General features: G+C 36.3%; 20 protein-coding genes. 16 read left to right on the forward strand and 4 right to left on the reverse strand.

What is annotated here, in order from left to right:
* The first annotated feature begins 22 nt into the window (after nt 1-22).
* From HMPREF3263_RS02675 to ndk, 13 genes are all read left to right on the forward strand, one after another.
* Nucleotides 23-964, forward strand: a complete 942-nt coding sequence (locus HMPREF3263_RS02675; RefSeq protein WP_049380707.1) for a hypothetical protein — start codon at nt 23-25, stop codon at nt 962-964.
* 2 nt (nt 965-966) lie between these two features.
* Nucleotides 967-2,715, forward strand: a complete 1,749-nt coding sequence (locus HMPREF3263_RS02680; RefSeq protein ID WP_049380706.1) for a glycosyltransferase — start codon at nt 967-969, stop codon at nt 2,713-2,715.
* Nucleotides 2,705-3,808, forward strand: a complete 1,104-nt coding sequence (locus HMPREF3263_RS02685) for an acyltransferase family protein (RefSeq protein WP_176747769.1) — start codon at nt 2,705-2,707, stop codon at nt 3,806-3,808. Before HMPREF3263_RS02680 ends, HMPREF3263_RS02685 begins: the two co-directional genes overlap by 11 nt.
* A gap of 17 nt (nt 3,809-3,825) precedes the next feature.
* Nucleotides 3,826-4,542 carry a glycosyltransferase family 2 protein gene (locus HMPREF3263_RS02690; protein ID WP_070852931.1) on the forward strand — a complete coding sequence of 239 codons (717 nt, stop codon included), beginning with the start codon at nt 3,826-3,828 and terminating at the stop codon, nt 4,540-4,542.
* A gap of 1 nt (nt 4,543) precedes the next feature.
* Entirely contained in the window at nt 4,544-4,930 is a 387-nt protein-coding gene (locus HMPREF3263_RS02695) for an HAD-IIIC family phosphatase (RefSeq protein WP_049380703.1), read from the forward strand.
* The gene (locus tag HMPREF3263_RS02700) at nt 4,917-6,479 is read left to right on the forward strand and encodes a hypothetical protein (protein WP_070852932.1); all 1,563 of its coding nucleotides are present in this window, start codon (nt 4,917-4,919) and stop codon (nt 6,477-6,479) included. The genes HMPREF3263_RS02695 and HMPREF3263_RS02700 overlap by 14 nt, the downstream gene beginning before the upstream one ends.
* A 14-nt stretch (nt 6,480-6,493) precedes the next feature.
* On the forward strand, nt 6,494-7,642 hold the full coding sequence (gene glf, locus HMPREF3263_RS02705) for a UDP-galactopyranose mutase (RefSeq protein ID WP_070852933.1): 1,149 nt from the start codon (nt 6,494-6,496) through the stop codon (nt 7,640-7,642).
* 74 nt (nt 7,643-7,716) lie between these two features.
* Nucleotides 7,717-8,646, forward strand: a complete 930-nt coding sequence (locus tag HMPREF3263_RS02710) for a glycosyltransferase family 2 protein (RefSeq protein ID WP_049371734.1) — start codon at nt 7,717-7,719, stop codon at nt 8,644-8,646.
* A 1-nt stretch (nt 8,647) separates the two neighbouring features.
* Nucleotides 8,648-9,415 carry a DUF4422 domain-containing protein gene (locus HMPREF3263_RS02715; RefSeq protein ID WP_049371732.1) on the forward strand — a complete coding sequence of 256 codons (768 nt, stop codon included), beginning with the start codon at nt 8,648-8,650 and terminating at the stop codon, nt 9,413-9,415.
* 10 nt (nt 9,416-9,425) lie between these two features.
* On the forward strand, nt 9,426-10,841 hold the full coding sequence (gene wbaP / locus HMPREF3263_RS02720; RefSeq protein ID WP_049371730.1) for an undecaprenyl-phosphate galactose phosphotransferase WbaP: 1,416 nt from the start codon (nt 9,426-9,428) through the stop codon (nt 10,839-10,841).
* Nucleotides 10,841-11,851: a dTDP-glucose 4,6-dehydratase gene (gene rfbB / locus HMPREF3263_RS02725; protein WP_049371728.1), complete on the forward strand. Its 1,011-nt coding sequence runs from the start codon at nt 10,841-10,843 to the stop codon at nt 11,849-11,851. The genes wbaP and rfbB overlap by 1 nt, the downstream gene beginning before the upstream one ends.
* An 18-nt stretch (nt 11,852-11,869) precedes the next feature.
* A complete protein-coding gene (gene pepB, locus HMPREF3263_RS02730; protein ID WP_070852934.1) occupies nt 11,870-13,171 on the forward strand; it encodes an aminopeptidase PepB in 1,302 nt (433 codons plus the stop codon).
* 10 nt (nt 13,172-13,181) lie between these two features.
* On the forward strand, nt 13,182-13,601 hold the full coding sequence (gene ndk / locus HMPREF3263_RS02735; protein WP_049371725.1) for a nucleoside-diphosphate kinase: 420 nt from the start codon (nt 13,182-13,184) through the stop codon (nt 13,599-13,601).
* 48 nt (nt 13,602-13,649) lie between these two features.
* Here ndk and HMPREF3263_RS02740 read toward each other — a convergent pair whose 3' ends face one another.
* The 4 genes from HMPREF3263_RS02740 to HMPREF3263_RS02755 all read right to left on the reverse strand — a co-directional run bounded on the left by HMPREF3263_RS02740 (nt 13,650) and on the right by HMPREF3263_RS02755 (nt 18,176).
* Entirely contained in the window at nt 13,650-14,381 is a 732-nt protein-coding gene (locus HMPREF3263_RS02740; protein WP_049371723.1) for an ABC transporter ATP-binding protein, read from the reverse strand.
* Nucleotides 14,374-15,351 (reverse strand): FecCD family ABC transporter permease, encoded by a 978-nt coding sequence (locus HMPREF3263_RS02745; RefSeq protein WP_049371720.1) that lies wholly within the window; start codon nt 15,349-15,351, stop codon nt 14,374-14,376. Before HMPREF3263_RS02745 ends, HMPREF3263_RS02740 begins: the two co-directional genes overlap by 8 nt.
* Before the next feature lie 43 nt (nt 15,352-15,394).
* Complete coding sequence (locus tag HMPREF3263_RS02750; RefSeq protein ID WP_049371718.1) at nt 15,395-16,180, reverse strand: TroA family protein; 786 nt, start codon at nt 16,178-16,180, stop codon at nt 15,395-15,397.
* Nucleotides 16,181-16,253: 73 nt separating this feature from the next.
* Nucleotides 16,254-18,176 (reverse strand): TonB-dependent receptor plug domain-containing protein, encoded by a 1,923-nt coding sequence (locus HMPREF3263_RS02755; protein ID WP_049371716.1) that lies wholly within the window; start codon nt 18,174-18,176, stop codon nt 16,254-16,256.
* Nucleotides 18,177-18,403: 227 nt separating this feature from the next.
* On the opposite strand from HMPREF3263_RS02755, the gene glyQ reads away from it, so the two are divergent.
* The 3 genes from glyQ to HMPREF3263_RS02770 are packed head-to-tail and all read left to right on the forward strand — an operon-like array spanning nt 18,404 to nt 20,276.
* The gene (glyQ, locus tag HMPREF3263_RS02760) at nt 18,404-19,312 is read left to right on the forward strand and encodes a glycine--tRNA ligase subunit alpha (RefSeq protein WP_005695296.1); all 909 of its coding nucleotides are present in this window, start codon (nt 18,404-18,406) and stop codon (nt 19,310-19,312) included.
* Nucleotides 19,313-19,365: 53 nt separating this feature from the next.
* On the forward strand, nt 19,366-20,016 hold the full coding sequence (locus HMPREF3263_RS02765; RefSeq protein ID WP_049371715.1) for an FABP family protein: 651 nt from the start codon (nt 19,366-19,368) through the stop codon (nt 20,014-20,016).
* On the forward strand, nt 20,016-20,276 hold the full coding sequence (locus HMPREF3263_RS02770) for a hypothetical protein (RefSeq protein WP_049371714.1): 261 nt from the start codon (nt 20,016-20,018) through the stop codon (nt 20,274-20,276). The genes HMPREF3263_RS02765 and HMPREF3263_RS02770 overlap by 1 nt, the downstream gene beginning before the upstream one ends.
* Nucleotides 20,277-20,295: the final 19 nt, after the last annotated feature.

Raw genomic sequence — 20,295 nt, forward strand, 5'->3', positions numbered from 1 at the left:
ATATTAATTTTATAGGTATTTTATGTATATAATTTCATTACTTGTGCATGAAAAAAAGGATATTATTTTGGAGCAGCTTTTGAATATTCAAAGGTATTTCCCTTCAGCAAAAGTAGTTGTCCATGTTTCTAAGTCAGCAAATTTTGCTTTATCTGAACTAGAAGAGTATTTAAGAGGTAAAGTAGATAACTATCATGTAAACCCTAATCAAGCTCAAACTACTTGGGGAGGGATTATTTCAGCCCATTTTTTAAATATTAAATATATTTATAATAATATCAGTTCTGATGCTCATGTTTTGTTTCACTCATCTAATGATATGTTTGTTAAATTAGGAATAGAAGAATATTTGAAAGGTAAAGATTATCTATTTAATTTCAGAAGGGTAAATTCATTTTTTACTTATTGGTGGGTCGGTGCTGTAGCAAAGCAAGACAAAAAACTCCTTAATTTATTAAAATTGCATAATTCATCAATGATCATAGGTTCTCAAATTGAAGGGAGTATGTATAAGATTGATTTACTTATGAGAATAATAGAGTTATGTGAAAAGCATAATTTATTAGAGAGCCAGCTTCACTATCCTAGAGAAGAAATCGTATTTTCATCGTTGGCAAATGCTTTGAATATAAAGTCAGATGGATTACCTTATGTATTATCAGAAGTACACCGATTCGATAGCAAATTGTGGAAGTTCTTTATGAAGTACAAAAGAATTCATCGCAATGACCTATTAAGAAAGATTGTAAATGCAATTTTCTTTAGGAGTAAATTTTATGAGATTAAACCTAAGGATATTGAGGCAATTAGAAATAATGATATCAAATACTTAGAGAAATTTGAGTATTTATACGATGGTGATAATAAATGGAAAATATTTAATTCAAATAATCTTTTTGCAGTAAAAAGAGTTGAGAGAGAGATTAATAATCCATTAAGAATTTACATTAGAGGTCTGAATTAAAAATGTCTATTGTTTTACAAAATGTTATATTTTATCCACATTCTCTAGAGCTTTCTCATTTATATGTACGAGGAAATAACTATGCTTTATTGAATAATGAAACGATTAAAATTAAGGCATATAATAGTATTGCATTTGATACTTACTTTAACTTTTTTTCTATTGAAAAATGGTTAAGATATTGTTCTCTAGATAATCTGTATCTAGAGTTTTCCTTTAAAGGAAATATTCAGATTAACTTGATAGGGTTGGATTATCGCCATACATTCTATCAATATGAGCAGGATTTACATCAAGAAATTTTATCTTCTGATAAAGAAAAACATCATAAGATTAGAATTGATCAATTCAATATGCAAAAAGTGCTCTATGTAAGTGTTAGAGCAAATGATGTGGATAGTATTATTAGTAATGTTTGCTTTACTACAGAGTCGGAAGTTGTTAATAAAGAATATAAACTTTCTTGTTGTATTTGTACTTATAATAGACAAAGCTATATTCAAAAATCAGCTGATGTTCTTGAAACAGGTATTGATAAAAATGGATTGAATATGGATGTAATAATTACAAATAATGGTGATCCAATTCAACTGAATAAAGAGTACAAAAATATTCATATCTATAAAAGTAAGAATATGGGAGGCGCAGGTGGTTTTACGCATTCTATTTGTAAAGCAATTGAGTCAAATAGTTCCCATGTGTTATTAATGGATGATGATATCAACTTTCACTTTGAATCTTTATTAAGAACCTATCGTTTCTTTCAATTTATTAGACCTGAGTATTTTGATGTGATGTTGGCTGGTTCAATGTTTTCATCAGATGAACGTTGGTTGCAATATGAACGAAATACAATTTTAGATAATAATGGCTTTCACCACCAAGGACATTTCCAAGATATGCGGGATCGTGGGGTTGCATTAAATAATACATTTTCAGAAAGTATCTACGGCCTATCTGGTTGGTGGTTTTCCGCATTTTCAACTAAATTAATTAAAGAAAATGGGTTGCCTTTACCAATCTTTGTTAGAGGTGATGATATTGAATTTTCAATGAGAAATAATAAAGAAATTGTTTCTTTAAATGGTATTAATGTTTGGCATGATCCATTTATCTTAAAATATAATGAAATTATGGAAGATTATTATCTTCCACGTAATATGATTATGAATGCCCTTCTTTCTTACCAAAGATATTATAATTTGATTAAATTATTTTCATTGAAAAAATTTATAAAGAATTTGATTACATTTAATTATGTGGCTGCTGAATTTAATGTGTTAGCATTAGAGCATGTGATAAATGAGGAGTATAAAAAAGATCCTGCCGATTTGCATCAATGGGCTATGAAAACACTTAAAGAGCTTAAGAAAAATACAGTCACTGTTTCTGATGTTGATTATTATTATACTGAGCCGCGTTTTCATAAGAAATCAACAAAATTACTAGGCATAATTTTATCTTATCTTGGATTAGGCACTGAAGGTTCATCTAAGTATGGTTTTGAAAGGCAGCCTATTTTTTTCTATGGTCGTAAAAAAGTAAGATTATTCAATACATTGAATCGAACAATGGAAGAGGCCACTTTACAAAGAGGTAAAAGTATTCGATTGGCCATTAGATTTGTTAAAAATTATATTCATTTGATACGTAATATTGAATCTTATCGTTCTAAATTATTAGAGTTTAGAGAGCATTCAAAAGAAAATGCTTCTTGGGATAAATTATTTAGTAGTCAAAATGAAAACTAAACATATTATTGAATTAGACTCTTGGCGTGGAATTATGGCACTTTTAGTTGCCATATTTCATTACACCGTACCAAATAATTTCGTTTCTGCAGAGCTAGCAGTTGATTTCTTTTTTATACTTTCCGGTATAGTAATACAGAAATCTTACTTTGATAAAGAAATGAGTTCAACTGAGTTTTTCATAAAGAGATTATATCGCTTATACCCGTTACATTTATTCTCACTTATAATCTTGCTTTTTTTATTTCTTAGCACTGTATTCTTTGTGCATTATCCAAAAAATGGAGATTTATTAACATCTTTTTCTTGGCAGTTTCCAGCAGATTATTATAAGGATGGTATATTTTTTACGTTTATTCAACAGGTACTTTTTATTAATGGTCTAGGATTTCATCCCCATCATCAATATTGGAATGGTGCCTCTTGGTCTGTATCTTGTGAGTTGTGGGTTAATTTAATTTTCTTTATTTGGCTAAGAAAACTATCAATTCCATTAATTATTCTTATATCTATTTTTATTTATTCTATATTGTTTGTTACGTTTGGCAGATTAGGTGTTCATAATGAATATATAATGTATATGAACTCTGGAATGCTTAGATGTTTAGCTGGTTTTAGCCTAGGCGTTATTATTTATAGATGGCTAGAGCCGATAAAAATAAGTCTAGACAATAAGAAAAGAAAGCAGATGGTGATTTATTCTTTCTTGCAGATGATGTCTTGTGCTGTGTTTTTTTATATTATGTTTTCGAATCAACATAATTATAATGACTTTTTAGCGTTAATATTTATTTTGGTGGCAATATCTATTTCATTTATGCAGTTTGATACTCTATTAAATAGATTGCTGAATTTAAGGGTATTAGTGTTTTTGGGGAAAATTAGTTATTCAATATACTTAATGCATTATTCTGTTCAATATGTTATGCAGTCATTACTAGGTATGAAGTTTGATTTCTCGTTAAAGGGATATATTAATTTAGTGGTATTCATTTCTATAGTAATTTTGATTTCTACAATAGTTTATTTTATGGTAGAGAACAGAAGCACAGATATTATGAAAAAGGCTAGTAGTTATTTTAAAATTACTTAATAAGAGTGTAAGTGTATATGTTTATTATTCCAATGGCGGGACTAAGTTCCCGTTTTTTTAAAGCAGGTTATACAAAACCAAAATATCAATTAGATTTAAACGGTGAAACTGTTTTTTCTTGGTCAGTTCGCTCATTTGAGCGATATTTTAAAACTGATAAGTTTGTTTTTATTTATCGAGATGTTTATGACACTAAACAATTCTTAGAGAAAGCGATAGTTGAGCTTGGTATCTTGGATTACGAATTAGTTTGTTTGCCCGAAGAAACACTCGGACAGGCAGATACGGTATACCAAGGAATTAATAAGCTCGATCATGATGAAGAGATTTATGTTTTTAATATTGATTCTCGCATAATTGATTTTGTTAAACCTGAGTGGGTGAATGACTGTGATGGTTATTTAGAGGTTTTTAAAGGTGAAGGAGAGCATTGGTCTTTTGCGTTAGCAGAAGAGAATTCTAAAAAGGTAATCCGCACGACTGAAAAAGAGCGGATTTCTGATTTATGCAGTGATGGCCTTTATTATTTTAAGAGAAAGTCAGTATTTGAGAGATTATTTCTTTCTGCAAAAGAAAATCGAAAGACAGCAAAGAATGAGTATTATATTGCGCCACTTTATAATGATTTAATCGAAGTTGGTTCTATAGTCTTCTATGATTTAATTGAAAATGAACGTATCTTATTCTGTGGAACTCCAGATGAATACCAACAATTATTAAAAGAGGATGCTTAATATGAAACGACTTATCATGGATCTAGATAATACCATCACCTTAACTGAAGATGGTGATTATAAGAATGCTAAGCCCATTGCTTCAGTTATTGAAAAATTAAAAGAATATAAAGCCCAAGGCTTTGAGATAATTATTAGTTCTAGTCGTAATATGAGAACCTATGAAGGTAATGTTGGAAAAATTAATGTTAATACATTACCTATAATTATTGATTGGTTAGAGCGTCATAATGTACCTTATGATGAAATTTATGTTGGTAAGCCGTGGTGTGGACATGATGGTTTTTATGTCGATGATCGTGCAATTCGTCCAGATGAATTTAGTTCTATGAGTTATGATGAAATCCGTAAATTGACAAAAATGGATGGTGAATATGATTCTAATTAATTCTGCGGCCTATGTTAATGCTGAATTTCGTAATGAATTTGGTGCAATCCCCCCGGTTTTTTTACCTATAGGTAATAAGAAATTATTAACTCATCAGATTAGTTCACTTCGCGAGCAGTTTTCAGAAGATATTAAAATAGTGGTTTCTTTACCAAGTACTTATGCATTAAGTATAGAAGAATCATTGCTGCTAGATGAGCTAAATATAGAGCCTATTTTTGTTCAAGATGGAATTTCGTTAGGAATGGCTCTTCTTTATGTTTTGAATACTATCGGGGATAATAATGAACCTTTACGTTTACTTCATGGAGACACGCTGTTAGGCTCATTTCCTCAAAATGAAAATTGCATTGCTTTAGCAAAAGCGGAAGATGATTATATCTGGCAATTTAATGAAAAGTATAATGCAGTGTGGTGTGGTTTTTTTTCCTTTAGCAATCCTAAGGCATTTGTAAGGGCTTTAGCCTTATCTCAAGGTGATTTTGCCCAAGCCGTAAATATTTATGAAGAAGAAAATGGTATTGAATACGAAGATGTATCATCGTGGTACGACTTTGGACATATTAATACCTACTTTAAATCGCGTTCACTTATAACAACCCAACGAGCATTTAATTCATTAAAAATAGAGGACGGTGTTGTGTGGAAATCGGGCTCACCGCCACGAAAAATTGAAGCTGAAGCAAATTGGTTTAGAGCTTTACCCGCGGGATTAAAAAGATTTACTCCACAGCTTATTCAAGTTGGTAAAACAGAACAAGATAGTCCGTTTTATGAAACAGAGTATTTACCAATACTTCCATTGAATGAAATTTTTGTGCATGGAAGAAATCCGGTAATTTTTTGGGAGAAAGTTTTAGGATTGATCTCATTTTATATGAGTGAATCAAGAAAATATTTTCTTAGAGGAAATGAGGAGCTTCTTGAAAAAATCAATCAGGATTCTACCGCACTTTATGCAGATAAAACATACGAGCGTTTGATGGCATATGCGAAGCAAGTAGGTCTAGACTTATATAAGCCGACTCGTTATGATGGTACTGACTTACCTTCTTTATGGCAGATTGCGGAAGACTGTGTAAATAAAGCATTAGCACTTCCTATAATACCGTCTGTAGTTCATGGTGATTTATGTTTTAGTAATATAATGTATGACTCTCGTAGTAATTCAATAAAGGTCATAGATCCTAGAGGATTAAATATTCATCAAGAATTAACAATTTATGGAAATCAAAGTTATGATTTAGCTAAACTTTGTCATTCTTTTATTGGGTTATATGATTTTATCATTGCGGATTCATTTAATTTAGAAAAAAACAATGATATTGGTGTTAAATTAACGTTTAACTTAGATGCTCGTTTAGAAAAAATACAAGCTGTTTTCATGAAACAATTAGTAATACCAAATATTCAACATGAAGATATTATAGCTCCAACAATTTTATTATTTTTATCAATGATTCCATTACATTATGATAAACCCCATAGACAAGATGCTATGCTTGCAAACGCTCTGCGTTTATATCGTACTTTTATGATTAAATCTTAAATAAGGTGAATATAATGAAAAAATTCTTATTAGTCGGCGCAGGTTTCTCAAATGCCGTTATCGCTCGTGAATTAGCAGAGAAAGGTTATAAGGCTGTTGTTATCGATTCTCGTAGCCATGTGGCGGGTAACTGTCACTCTGAACGTGATGCTGAAACAAATGTAATGGTGCATGTTTATGGTCCACATATTTTCCATACTGATAATGAGCGAGTATGGAATTATGTGAACAACTTTGGTGAGTTTATGCCATTTGTTAATCGTGTAAAAACGATTAGCCAAGGTGCGGTGTATTCTCTCCCTATTAACTTGCATACGATTAACCAATTCTTTGGCAAAACGTGCTCACCGAAAGAAGCAAAAGCGTTAATTGAAGCGCAAGCAGATTTGTCTATTGTTGATCCTCAAACCTTTGAAGAGCAAGCGATGCGCTTTGTCGGTAAGGATTTGTATAAAGCATTTTTCTATGGTTACACCAAGAAACAATGGGGTGTTGAGCCAAAAGAGTTACCAGCAAGCATTTTAAAACGCTTACCTGTACGTTTTAACTATGACGATAACTACTTCGCACATAAATTCCAAGGTATGCCGAAAGAGGGGTATACGCAAATTGTGGAAGCGATTTTAGATCATGAAAATATTGAAGTGCGTTTAAATACACCATTTGCTGAATCGATGAAAGCTGAATTTGATCATATTTTCTGGTCAGGTCCGTTAGATGCATACTTTGGATTTGAATTAGGTCGCTTAGGTTATCGTACCTTAGATTTTGAAGCATTCCGTGATGAAGGTGATTTCCAAGGTAATGCAGTAATTAACTACGGTGATGAAGAAGTACCATATACTCGTATTTCAGAACACAAACATTTTGCACCATGGGAGCAACACGAGAAAACAATTTGTTATCGTGAATTTAGCCGTCTATGTGGTGAAAATGATATTCCATATTACCCGATTCGTTTAGTGAAAGATAAAGCACTTTTACAGCAATATGTTGAAAAAGCGAACAAGGAAACGCAAGTGACTTTCGTCGGGCGTTTAGGTACTTATCGTTATTTAGATATGGATGTGACGATTAAAGAAGCTTTAGAAACAGCTGATGTTGTAAAAGAATCATTAGAAAAACAGACCGCACTTAAACCTTTTTATGTAAATATGGACTAAAGTATAGCGAGTCTAGAAATAAAGCCATATACGATTTCGTGTATGGCTTTTGTTTAAATAAATTTGAGTCAATTATGCATATTGAAAAATCAATTTGTGCAGTGGTTGTGACGTTTAACCGCAAGGCATTATTATTAAATTGCTTAAATGCACTGAAAGCTCAAACCCACTCTTTATCTCATATTGTGGTGATTGATAATGCCAGTACTGATGGTACAGCCGATTTTTTAGGTGAGCATGGTTGGACAAATAATGATGCTTTTACTTTGATTACCTTGCCCGAAAATATGGGAGGGGCAGGTGGATTCCATGAGGGAATCAAGTATGCGTTTGAACAAGGTTTTGATTATATTTGGTTAATGGATGATGATGGATTTCCAGCTGAAACATGTTTGGAAAAACTCTTACCTTACACAACTGAGAATTGTTATATAGGTCCGATAGTGATTGATTGTGGAGGCAAAGATAAACTAAGTTTTAGCTTACGTTTACCAAATAGTTTGCAAGTACTCGATCATTACTCTGATATTCCTCAGTCTTTAAAAATAGATAATCAAATTAAGGATACAGTATTGCCTTTTAATGGTACATTAATCGGAAGAGATCTTGTCCAACAAATGGGATTTCCTATGCAGGAATACTTTATTTGGGGAGATGAGAGAGAATATACAATGCGTGCAGAGGCATACCGTGCCAATATTTTGACAGTGATTGATGCATTATTTTATCATCCAATAGCAAGCTCAATATCAGAACCAATGTTTTTTGGTAAATTACGGTTTAATAATGCACATTCAGATTTAAAACAATATTGTTTTTGTCGTAATACAATCGCTACTTTTGCCAAGCATAAAGGGTTTATTTATGCACTAGCTTTTTTTGTTAAAACGACCTGGTTTTATGCATTTACTCAACCAAGTCTTTCTCGTTTGCTATTTACTTGGCGTGCAATGGGGCATGGGCTTAATGGTGATTTCTCTCATCATAAGGATTACTTGAAATAATATGCAGAAGCTTACTGTATTAGTGATTACGCATAAAGACTATGAGTTTCCAACTTCTGCATGCTATCGTCCTATATTTGTAGGGAAGCGTGCAAATGCTCTAAAAAATGAGGGCTTTTACCAAGATAATTCAGGTATAAATATTGCGGAGAAAAACAGTGGTTTTTGTGAACTTACCGGGCTTTATTGGGCTTGGAAAAACGGTGTATTTGAAAATAATGAATATGTAGGCTTAGTACATTATCGCCGCTATTTTGCGGGGAAAGCATTAGATTTGAAGAAAAAACAAATTGCTTCAGAGTCAGAGCTGTTAACCATTTTAGAGAAATATGATGTAATTTTACCGCGAAAACGGAATTATTTTATTGAATCAATTTATTCTCACTACCAACATGCCCATCATGTTAAGGATCTGAATTGCACAAGGGAAATTATTTCTGAATTGCATCCTGAGTATATAACGAGCTTTGATGCAATTATGCAAGGTCGAAAGATTCATATTTATAATATGTTTGTCATGTCATCAGAGAAGGCATCAGAATACTGTGAATGGCTTTTCCCTATTTTATTTGAATTAGAAAGGCGAATAGATATAACCCAGTATGATAGCTACCAAAAAAGAGTATTTGGTTTTATTGCCGAGCGCCTATTCAATGTTTGGTTGGTTTATCATCAGTTAACGTTTTGTGAAATTCCGGTAGTTAATTTGGAAGGCGAGAATTTGTTAAAAAAAGCAATCAATTTATTAAAACGCAAATTTTTAAGATAAGGATTTCACTATGCATAAAATTACGTGGTGTAAATTTATTTTGTTAGCTACTGATTTTTTAATACTTTTTAGTTCATTATTTATTGCTTATGAAGTGTTAGATATCACTCGTGGCGGTCGTTTTTATTTTCCTTTAGAAGAATTTAATGCCTATATATTGATTCATGCCTGTGTATCTTTCGTTGGTGTGTTGTGGTTTTGGATACGATTACGGCACTATACTTACCGTAAACCATTTTGGTTTGAATTAAAAGAAATTATCTGTACCTTATTGATTCTTTTCATTATTGAATTGGCGATTGTTGCCTTTTCTCGTCTATATGTTTCCCGTTATTTCTGGTCTGTAACTTGGCTTTGTATCTTTGTCGGACTTCCTTTTTTCCGGATTCTTGTAAAAAAGTTTTTGATAAAAAGCGGAATGTATCTAAAAGAAACTATTATTATTGGCAATGGGAAAAATGCTAAAGAGGTATTTAATGCTTTAAATGATGAATCGTATTTAGGATTCGACATAAAATTGTTTGTGACAACAGAAGATTGCCATTCAGAGTTTCTTGAAGGTATTCCTGTCATGTGCCATAACCCTGAGCTGCTAATGAAATTGGTTTCACCCGAATTTACTCAGTTTATTCTGGCGATTGATGAAGAAAATAAAGTTAAGCAAGATTTTTGGTTACGTTATTTAATTCGTAAAGGATGCCGTTCTATTTCAGTAATTCCTGATTTTCGAGGTATTCCACTTTATGGCACGGATATGTCTTTTTTATTTAGCCAGGAAATGGTGCTTTTTAGAGTAAATAATAATTTAGCAAAACGTTCATCTAAGATTGTTAAAAGAACCTTTGATATCTTAGGTTCATCTTTTCTCTTACTTTTATTGTTACCATTTTGTATTCCTTTATATTTTATAATCACAAGAGATGGCGGTAATTTCATATACGAGCATTCAAGAATTGGTCAGCACAAAAAGAAATTCAAATGTTTGAAGTTTCGAACAATGGTGAATAATTCAGATGAAGTGTTAGAAAAGATTTTGGCAACGGATGAGAGTGCTAGATTAGAATGGGAAAAAGACTTCAAACTTAAAGATGATCCACGCATTACACCAATAGGCAGATGGTTAAGGGCTAGAAGCTTAGATGAACTGCCGCAGCTTTGGAATGTGCTTAAAGGTGACATGAGTTTAGTTGGGCCTCGTCCAATAGTGAAGGATGAACTACCTTATTACCAGGAAGATGTGGATTATTATCTTATGGCAAAACCAGGAATGACAGGTTTATGGCAGGTAAGTGGGAGAAATAATGTGAGCTATGATACGCGAGTTTATTTCGATACTTGGTATGCTAAAAACTGGTCTTTATGGAATGATATTGTGATCTTACTTAAAACTGCTAAAGTGGTTTGTAAGAAAACTGGGGCCTATTAATGAAGCGAATCCTCATCACTGGCGGTTCAGGTTTCATCGGTTCCGCCCTTATTCGATATATTATTAATAACACTCAAGATTCCGTTATCAATATTGATAAGCTGACCTATGCCGCAAATCAATCAGCATTAGAAGAAGTAGGAAATAATCCTCGTTATGTCTTTGAAAAAGTTGATATTTGTGATCTTAAGGCTCTAGAACGTATTTTTAACAAATATCAGCCTGATGCAGTGATGCATTTGGCGGCAGAAAGCCATGTCGATCGTTCTATTTTGGGAGCAGCTGATTTTATTCAAACCAATATTGTTGGTACTTATACATTGTTAGAGGTTGCTAAGAATTATTGGCATACCTTAGATGAGGCTAAAAAATCTGCCTTTCGATTCCACCATATTTCTACAGATGAAGTGTATGGGGATTTATCCTTTTCTGAACCGCCCTTTACTGAACATTCCCCTTATCATCCGAGTAGCCCTTATTCAGCCTCAAAAGCAGCGAGTGACCATTTGGTGCACGCTTGGCATCGCACTTATGGTTTGCCGGTGATTATCACAAACAGTTCCAATAACTATGGGGCTTATCAACACGCTGAAAAGCTTATCCCTTTAATGATTTCAAATGCTGTGATGGGAAAGCCTTTGCCTATTTATGGTGATGGGCGGCAAATTCGTGATTGGTTATTTGTGGAAGATCATGTTCAAGCCTTATATTTAGTTTTGACAAAAGGTCGAGTCGGGGAAAGTTATAATATTGGTGGAAATTGTGAAAAAACGAACCTTGAAGTAGTTAAAATGATTTGTGAACTACTCGAAGAACTGGTGCCAAATAAGCCTAATCACATTAAGTATTACGAAGATTTAATTACTTTTGTAAAAGACCGACCAGGTCACGATGTACGATATTCATTAGATTGTTCTAAAATTCATGCAGAATTAGGTTGGCAACCGCAAATAACCTTTGAACAAGGACTTCGTCAGACGGTAAAATGGTACCTAGAGAATAATAGATAAATAAAGGAGAAGAACCTCATGCAAATTACATTATCAACTACTCCCTCTTCGGAGAGTTGGGGCAAAAATGCCATTTTAAGTTTTAATCAAGATCAAGCCGTTATTCATCTTAAATATGATGAAAAATCGAACCTTGTTTTAGTCCAAAAAGCCGCACGTAAGTTACGTGGGCAAGGCATTAAAGACGTTGAACTTGTGGGGGATGCATGGGAATTAGAAAATTGCTGGGCATTTTATCAAGGTTTTTACTCGGCGAAGCAAGATTATTCTGTTGAATTTCCTCATTTAGATGATGAGCCACAAGATGAATTATTAGCTCGTATCGAGTGCGGTGATTTTGTGCGTGGCATTATTAATGAACCGGCACAAACCCTTACGCCGGTTAAATTAGCTGAACGCGCGGCTGAGTTTATTTCTAAACAAGCCGAAAGTTATGCCGATAAAAGTGCGGTCAGTTTTCAAATCATTTCTGGCGAAGCGTTAAAAGAGCAAGGTTACCATGGGATCTTTACTGTGGGTCGAGGTTCTGTTAATCCACCAGCTATGTTGCAATTAGATTTTAACCCAACTAATGATCCAAATGCGCCCGTATTAGCCTGTCTAGTGGGTAAAGGTATTACTTTTGACAGTGGTGGTTACAGCATCAAACCAAGTGATGGCATGAGCACTATGCGTACTGATATGGGCGGCGCTGCGTTATTAACAGGCGCGCTAGGATTTGCTATTGCGCACGGTTTAAATCAACGTGTAAAACTCTATCTATGCTGTGCGGAAAACTTGGTGAGTGGTAATGCGTTTAAATTGGGTGATATCATCACGTATAAAAATGGTGTAACCGCTGAAATTCTAAATACTGATGCGGAAGGTCGTTTAGTATTGGCGGATGGCTTAATTGAAGCCGATAGTCAAAATCCACAATTTATTGTCGATTGTGCAACCTTAACCGGTGCGGCGAAAGTCGCTGTCGGTAATGATTACCACAGTGTACTTTCTATGGATGATGCGTTAGTAAATAGCTTATTTCAAGCCGCCAAAGAAGAAAATGAACCATTCTGGCGTTTACCTTTTGAAGCGTTTCATCGTAGCCAAATCACGTCTTCTTTTGCTGATATCGCAAATACAGGTACAGCACCAGTTGTGGCGGGGGCAAGTACTGCAACAGCATTTTTATCGTATTTTGTGAAGAACTATCAACAATGTTGGTTGCATATTGATTGTTCGGCCACTTATCGTAAATCAGGTAGTGATTTATGGGCGGTTGGTGCAACTGGAATTGGTGTGAAAACTTTAGCAAATTTATTAGTAACGAAAGCAAGTTAAGTAGGATTTTATGACAGAACGTACTTTTTCAATTATCAAACCCGATGCAGTAAAGCGTAATTTAATTGGTGCTATTTTAGGACGTTTTGAATCACAGGGATTCCGTGTCGTTTCCCTTAAAATGGTGCAATTAACCAAAGAACAGGCGGAAGGTTTCTATGCAGAACATCAAGGTAAACCATTTTTTGACCCGTTGGTGGAGTATATGCTCTCTGGCCCGATAGTGGTTTCTGTATTGGAAAAAGAAAATGCCGTAAAAGATTACCGCACTTTGATTGGTTCAACGAATCCAGCTGAGGCGGCAGAAGGTACTATCCGTAAAGACTTCGCGTTAAGCCAGCGTGAAAACTCTGTTCATGGTTCTGATAGCATTGAAAGCGCAAAACGAGAAATTGCTTATTTCTTCGTAGATTCAGAAATCCAACCGTAATTCATTTCTATAAAAAAGCACTTAGTGAATCGCTAAGTGCTTTTATTTTTATTGCTTTTCAATTTTTGAGATAGTCTTTTCCAGAGGATCAATCTCAGCACGAATATGAAAGGCTTTCGCCAAATTTTCCGCATTTAATACGGCTTGCGTTTCACCGACTGCTAACAATTTGCCTTGTTCTAATAGAATAATTTCATCACAAAATTGATAAGCCAATGAAAGGTGATGAATTGCAACGATGCATGTGTGTTGTGGTGTGAGTGATTTAAGCTGTTCCATCATATCAATTTGATAATAAGGGTCGAGTGGCGCAATCGGCTCATCGACCAATAAAACGGGGGATTCTTTAATACTGCAACGAGCAAGTTGTACTCGTGCTTTTTCGCCTCCAGAAAGTTGTTGAAATGGCTTATCGAGTAAATGAGTTACCGCAAATTTTTCTGAAAACGCTTGAATTTTTGACCGCTCTTTTTCTTTTGGTAGTGGATCTGCTAAGCCTAATGCAATCACATCATAAACGGATAAATCCCAATGAATTTGTGTATTCTGTGCGAGGTAAGCAATGTGTTGGCTTTTTTCAGTCGCGTTCATCTTACTTAATGGCTGAGCATCAAACCAGATTTCTCCTTGTTTGAGGGGCAAGATGCCCGCAATGGTTTTTAATAAGGTAGATTTCCCCGCACCATTGGCACCCATAATGCCAATCAATTTACCTGATGGAAGCGTACAGTTGATGTCATTTAAGCAATAGGATTGGGTGAGTTTTTCAATTCTAATCATAGATTTTTCTCTGTTGCGTTAATAACATCCAAATCAAGCAAGGGGCACCGATAAGTGCGGTCAATGTACCGATGTAAATATGTGAAAATAGTGGGATATATAAAATCGCCAAATCAGCCAATAAGAGCAGTAAAGCCCCAATTAACGCGCTGGTGAGATAAAGTTGTGATGGGCGAGCTTTCAGTAAAATACGGGCGAAGTGTGGCGCGATTAAGCCGATAAAGCCAATAGTACCGGTCTGTGGAATGGTCGCCCCAACTAATAAAGCCACACCAAAGGTAGTGATAAAAAAGCTACGTTTCGGATCAACGCCCATGGTACTCGCCGTTTCTTCACCAAAGGTGAGTAAATCTAAATATCGGCGAGTGAGGTATAAGCAGAAAATCCCTGCGAGAACAATCGGGAGTGAAATGAGCAGGGTATCTAATTTAGCCCACATCAATGAGCCTTGTAGCCAACGATAAAGTTCGGCTAATGCCCATGGGCTTTCCGCGTTGGAGAGTAATAATGCAATTGCTGAACCAAGCAACATATTGACCGCCAAGCCGCTTAGAATCATCATTGTGGTGCCGTAGTTTTTGGCGATCAAATACACGATTAAAAAACTTAAAAGCGCGCCAATCACACCACCGGCTAAGAGCAGTGAAAATGGCACGGCAAAATAATAGAGGATAAATACACTAGCCGCTGTTGCCCCAGAGCTACTGCCAAGCAAGCCCGGACTTGCTAATGGATTTTGGAAAATACCTTGCATCGCATTGCCGGCAATCGCTAGGCTAGCACCCGTCAATAAAGCCAAACCAATGCGCGGAAAACGAATATCCCACAGCACCATCGAACGCATGTCAGTAAGAATGCCATCCGCATTTTTGAGATGGGCAAAGTCGCCTAGCTGATGATAAATCGCAAAGCCGCTAATCAACAGCAACGCGAAGAAAAGTGCGGTATTTAATTTTAGTGTTTTGGTCAATGATCAATTTCCTATGTAATCCAAATATCATTTGTCAGCTACATTATTTTAACTGCTCATAAATCTTCTCCGCCCCTTGCCACACGCCGTGATCAAAGCAATAGGTATATTTCATCGGAATGCTGACAAGCGGTTGGTTTTTGAAAAAATCTTGCAACATAGGGTGGTGCAGTAATTCGGCTTGCGCATTGTAACCTTGTTTGTCTGTCAGTGAAATGAGCACATTTGGTTGGCTTAAAATCACTTTTTCTAATGAGAAATTTTGTGCGGTAAGTGGTGTTTTTAGTGGCGTTAATCCGAGCAAATTTAACAGCACGGGATATTGCGGATAGTAACTCTCTACCACACCTGTTTCCGACAAAATCAGTGTATCAGTAAGTGGTCTATTTAAGTGAAAGTTTTGCGATTTGAGTTTTGTTACTAAATCTGCCGCCTTTTGTTCATTACCCAGTTGTTTGCCTAAGTCTAGAATCAACGTAAATAATTCATCTGGCGTTTGTGGGCTGTCGTTAATGGGAATAATCTTCACATTGAGTTTTTTCAGCTCTGCGACTAATTGTGGATAAAAGGTTTCGTTAATCAGAATCGTTTTATCCAAATAGGGCAATAATTCCGTTAATTGCGGTTGCAGCACAGGTTTATCGGTATTGATTTTGTCTAACATCATCAATGGTTTTTTTGAATAAGGCGACTGTGCAGCAATTTGCGAAGGCTCAGCAAGTTCTATAAGCAGTCTGTCGCTGCAAAGCGTAAGCGAGACAAATTGTTCCGAAGCCTGTGCGGTAAACGGAAGACAAAGTGCGGTTAAAATTAAGCGAGTTTTTTGCATATAGATAATGATACGCTACGTCATCAATAATGTAAAAAGGCGTGCTTAGCACGCCCTTATTGGTGAGTAATAATTAGAACGATCCTTTCAATCCAACGTAAACATTACGTCCTTCTTGGCCATAGCCAAGTACGTTTTCATATTTTTTATTGAATACGTTGTTAAGATTTGCATAAATCGTCAAGCTATCCGCCACTTTATAGTTCACGCCTAAGTTTGCCAAGGTGTAAGATGGCAATTTCACTTTATGCGTGCTGTAAGTCGGTGAATAGTAGGTATCCATGCGTTTGCCTGTGTAAGATACATTTACATCCGCACCTAATTTTTCAGTGATTTGGTATGCTAAGCCCGCGTTCACCAAATGTTTTGGACGACGTGCTAATTCAGCACCTTTGCTATCTCGGGTTTGCGTGTAGGTGTAGTTAGCATAAGCAGTTAATGCATCGGTGATTTTACCGTTGTAAGCCACTTCAACACCTTTCACTTTGCTCTTACCTTCAAGGTTTACGGCACGGCTTGCATAAGTGGTAAAGTTGATTACTTCGCTGCTAATTGCATTTTTCACGTTGCGAGCGAAATAAGTCACATCAAAGCTATGACGATTATCATTAGTTTCAAATAAGAAACCAACATCGCCACCTAAACTTTTCTCAGGTTGTAAATTCGGGTTGCCGATATAGCGCGCATTGTAACCGTAATATTCAGTGATCGTTGGGTTTTGAATTGCTGAACCGAAACTTGCGTGTGCTTTCACGTTATTGTGTAAACGGTAAGCGCCTGCGATACGGCCAGTCCATGAATTTTCGTATTCAGAGCTATCAGTGTAACGACCACTAATATTTAAACTATGATCTGCATCGTGCAATAAGCGATATTCTGCCGCTAAGCTTTTCTCAACAAGTTTTTTATTGCCAGCATTGTTGAAATAAGATGAGTTGAAATCTGTTTTTTGATAGTCAGTTAAGAAGCTTAAACCTTGCGTGAGAGTGCCTTCACGATCGAAATTTACATCTAATTGATAGTTTGCATTGAGTTTTTTCGCATCGTAAGCCGATGTGTAGCCAACGGTATTGCTGTCAGTTTTGAGATGGCTTACACCAACCTTGTGTTTAAGCAATTGATCGTCATTACCTAAGAAACCGCTTAATTTGAATAAGGTATCACGTGTGCGGGTATAGTGGCCTTTTTCATCCGTTGCACTGTTATCAAAGTTAGCAGTTTGGCTGCTGTGAGAGGTTAAGAAATCAAAACCTTTTTGGTTATCGTCATAGCCCAAACGAAGAGAAGCATTATCACGGTGGAATTTATCGCGTTCGCTTGAACCACCGGTATTTACAGCTGTGCCATCTTGCGCAGTGTAGTTAAAGCGGTTTTTGCTGAGTGCTGAAATGCCTTTAGTGTGGTGGCTGTCACCGTGTAAAGCATAATAGAAGTTATTGTTAGAGCCTGAAAGGGTTAATGAACCATCCACTGTGCGGTTAGAGCCTGTACCGAAATCGTAATCAACGTTGAAGGTTTTGCCTTTTTCTAGGCCTTTCTTCGTGGTGATATAAATCACACCACCCATCGCATCACTTCCCCAAAGAGCGGATTGCTCCCCGCGCAATACTTCGATGCGGTCAATATTGCTTAATGCTAAGCCACCGAAATCAAAGCCATAACCAGAAACTGGGTTCACTTTCACGCCATCAATAATCACTGCAGTGTGGTTTGCATCCGCACCACGTAAGAATACATTAGTTAATGTGCCACGACCGCCTGAAGTACTCACGGCTAAACTCGGTACCGTTTTCAATACGTCACTGACATAAGTCGCACCACGTTGTGCAAAATCTTTTTCAGTTAAAACAGTAACAGATGAGGCGGTTTGATGAAGGCTAGTTGGGGTGGCTGATGCAGAATAGACGTTAATCACATCTAATTTTGCCACGTCTTCAGCCGCCGCTAATGCTGGAATCGCTAATAAAATCGCTGAAGTAATCACATTTTTTTTCATTTTAAAATCCCTAGGATAAAAGTCTGTATAAAAGCGCCAGCAGTTTACACATTTGAGGCTTGGCAAGCAAACCTATCATGATGAAAATAACTCATCATGAAAATGAATGAAATTTAAGAGAAATAAAAAATTTAAGGATTTTTCTGACCGCACTTTTTCGCCTTTATCCGCCTTATAGTTTCAAGTATAATGCCTGTATTTTTCATCACATTGTTATTAAAAAAATTATGAGTACAAAATTCAACGTAAAAACATTCCAAGGCATGATTTTAGCCTTGCAAGAATATTGGGCAAATCAAGGCTGTACCGTTGTGCAACCTTTTGATATGGAAGTGGGCGCAGGTACTTCTCACCCAATGACTGCATTACGCGCATTAGGCCCAGAGCCGATGGCATTTGCTTATGTGCAACCTTCACGTCGTCCGACCGATGGTCGTTATGGCGAAAACCCAAACCGTTTACAACATTACTATCAATTCCAAGTGGTGATTAAACCGTCTCCAGATAACATTCAAGAACTCTATTTAGGTTCCCTTGAAATGCTCGGTTTTGATCCAACACAAAACGATATCCGTTTCGTGGAAGATAACTGGGAAAACCCAACTTTAGGTGCTTGGGGGTTAGGCTGGGAAGTGTGGTTAAACGGTATGGAAGTGACCCAATTTACCTATTTCCAACAAGTAGGTGGCTTAGAATGTAAACCGGTAACAGGTGAAGTCACCTACGGTTTAGAGCGTTTAGCCATGTACATTCAAGGTGTGGATTCTGTGTATGACTTAGTTTGGTCTGATGGTCCACTTGGCAAAACCACTTACGGCGATGTGTTCCATCAAAACGAAGTGGAGCAATCGACTTACAACTTTGAATACGCGGATACCGATTTCTTATTCTACTGCTTCGATCAATACGAAAAAGAAGCGAAAAGCTTATTGGAATTAGAACGTCCGTTACCATTACCGGCTTATGAGCGCATTTTAAAAGCGGCACATAGCTTCAACTTGTTAGATGCACGCAAAGCGATTTCGGTCACAGAGCGTCAACGCTATATTTTACGCATTCGTGCATTAACCAAAGGCGTGGCGGAAGCATACTATGCAAGCCGTGAAGCCTTAGGTTTCCCAGGTTGTAAAAAATAAGGCGAAAAACGACCGCACTTTAAGCATTAACCCAACGATATAAGGAGAAAATAATGAAAGATTTTCAATACCCAGACGATATCTACACGGAAGCAGAAACTGATCCTAATACACTCGCGAATTTAGGCCCATTAGCTAGATTAGCGGGTGTTTGGGAAGGTAAGCGTGGTGTGGATATCAACCCGAAAGCAGAAGGGCCAGAAAAAGATCCTTATATCGAACGTTACGAAGCCCATCCAACCGATGCGCAAACCAATGGTCCGCAACTCTATTATGGATTACGCTATCACACCCATATTGTACAACCAGGCGAAGTGGAAACATTCCACGACCAAGTGGGTTATTGGTTATGGGAACCTGAAACAGGCAATATTTTATTAACTGGCAGCATTCCACGAGGCCAAACGTTTATTGCTGTCGGTAATGCACCGGCTGATGCGAAAGAGTTTACTGTAAAAGCAGTACGAGGTTCACTAACAAACGGTATCATTTCGAATCCGTTCTTAGAGCGTTCATTTACCACGGAAAGTTTTGAAATGACGGTAAAATTCCATGATGATGGCTCTTGGTCATATGATCAAACCACAACCATGATTATCCCGAATTATGATGCGCCATTTGAACATCGCGATCGTAACCGTTTAACGAAAATTGCTGACCCGAAATTAAATCCAACTGCGGCAGCAGAACAAGGAGGTGAATAATGAAACCTATCCTTTATTATGCAGCAGATTGCCCTGATACTGCGCCATTTGTCGCAGAGTTAAAACGCTTGGACGTGGATTATGAGGCAGTGGAAGTACTATCTTCCATCCCGAATTTGAAACAATGGTTGCGTTTGCGTGATCGTCACGCCGCATTTGATGATGCAAAAGCACAAGGCTATGCGGGCTTCCCAGCATTATTGTTAGAGGGAGATCGTGTTATTTTAGATGAATCTAAATTAAAAAAAATCTTTATTTGATATTAAAATAATACCTAAG

This window comes from Haemophilus sp. HMSC61B11 (assembly GCF_001838615.1).
Lineage (GTDB): Bacteria > Pseudomonadota > Gammaproteobacteria > Enterobacterales > Pasteurellaceae > Haemophilus_D > Haemophilus_D parainfluenzae_AD.

Coding starts and splice junctions, on each gene's coding strand:
- HMPREF3263_RS02710 (WP_049371734.1), top strand. CDS start 7,717: ATGCATATTGAAAAATCAATTTGTGCAGTGGTTGTGACGTTTAACCGC.
- HMPREF3263_RS02700 (WP_070852932.1), top strand. CDS start 4,917: ATGATTCTAATTAATTCTGCGGCCTATGTTAATGCTGAATTTCGTAAT.
- HMPREF3263_RS02740 (WP_049371723.1), bottom strand. CDS start 14,381: ATGATTAGAATTGAAAAACTCACCCAATCCTATTGCTTAAATGACATC.
- glf (WP_070852933.1), top strand. CDS start 6,494: ATGAAAAAATTCTTATTAGTCGGCGCAGGTTTCTCAAATGCCGTTATC.
- HMPREF3263_RS02685 (WP_176747769.1), top strand. CDS start 2,705: ATGAAAACTAAACATATTATTGAATTAGACTCTTGGCGTGGAATTATG.
- HMPREF3263_RS02770 (WP_049371714.1), top strand. CDS start 20,016: ATGAAACCTATCCTTTATTATGCAGCAGATTGCCCTGATACTGCGCCA.
- HMPREF3263_RS02680 (WP_049380706.1), top strand. CDS start 967: ATGTCTATTGTTTTACAAAATGTTATATTTTATCCACATTCTCTAGAG.
- pepB (WP_070852934.1), top strand. CDS start 11,870: ATGCAAATTACATTATCAACTACTCCCTCTTCGGAGAGTTGGGGCAAA.
- HMPREF3263_RS02715 (WP_049371732.1), top strand. CDS start 8,648: ATGCAGAAGCTTACTGTATTAGTGATTACGCATAAAGACTATGAGTTT.
- HMPREF3263_RS02750 (WP_049371718.1), bottom strand. CDS start 16,180: ATGCAAAAAACTCGCTTAATTTTAACCGCACTTTGTCTTCCGTTTACC.
- glyQ (WP_005695296.1), top strand. CDS start 18,404: ATGAGTACAAAATTCAACGTAAAAACATTCCAAGGCATGATTTTAGCC.
- wbaP (WP_049371730.1), top strand. CDS start 9,426: ATGCATAAAATTACGTGGTGTAAATTTATTTTGTTAGCTACTGATTTT.
- rfbB (WP_049371728.1), top strand. CDS start 10,841: ATGAAGCGAATCCTCATCACTGGCGGTTCAGGTTTCATCGGTTCCGCC.
- HMPREF3263_RS02765 (WP_049371715.1), top strand. CDS start 19,366: ATGAAAGATTTTCAATACCCAGACGATATCTACACGGAAGCAGAAACT.
- HMPREF3263_RS02690 (WP_070852931.1), top strand. CDS start 3,826: ATGTTTATTATTCCAATGGCGGGACTAAGTTCCCGTTTTTTTAAAGCA.
- HMPREF3263_RS02675 (WP_049380707.1), top strand. CDS start 23: ATGTATATAATTTCATTACTTGTGCATGAAAAAAAGGATATTATTTTG.
- HMPREF3263_RS02755 (WP_049371716.1), bottom strand. CDS start 18,176: ATGAAAAAAAATGTGATTACTTCAGCGATTTTATTAGCGATTCCAGCA.
- HMPREF3263_RS02695 (WP_049380703.1), top strand. CDS start 4,544: ATGAAACGACTTATCATGGATCTAGATAATACCATCACCTTAACTGAA.
- ndk (WP_049371725.1), top strand. CDS start 13,182: ATGACAGAACGTACTTTTTCAATTATCAAACCCGATGCAGTAAAGCGT.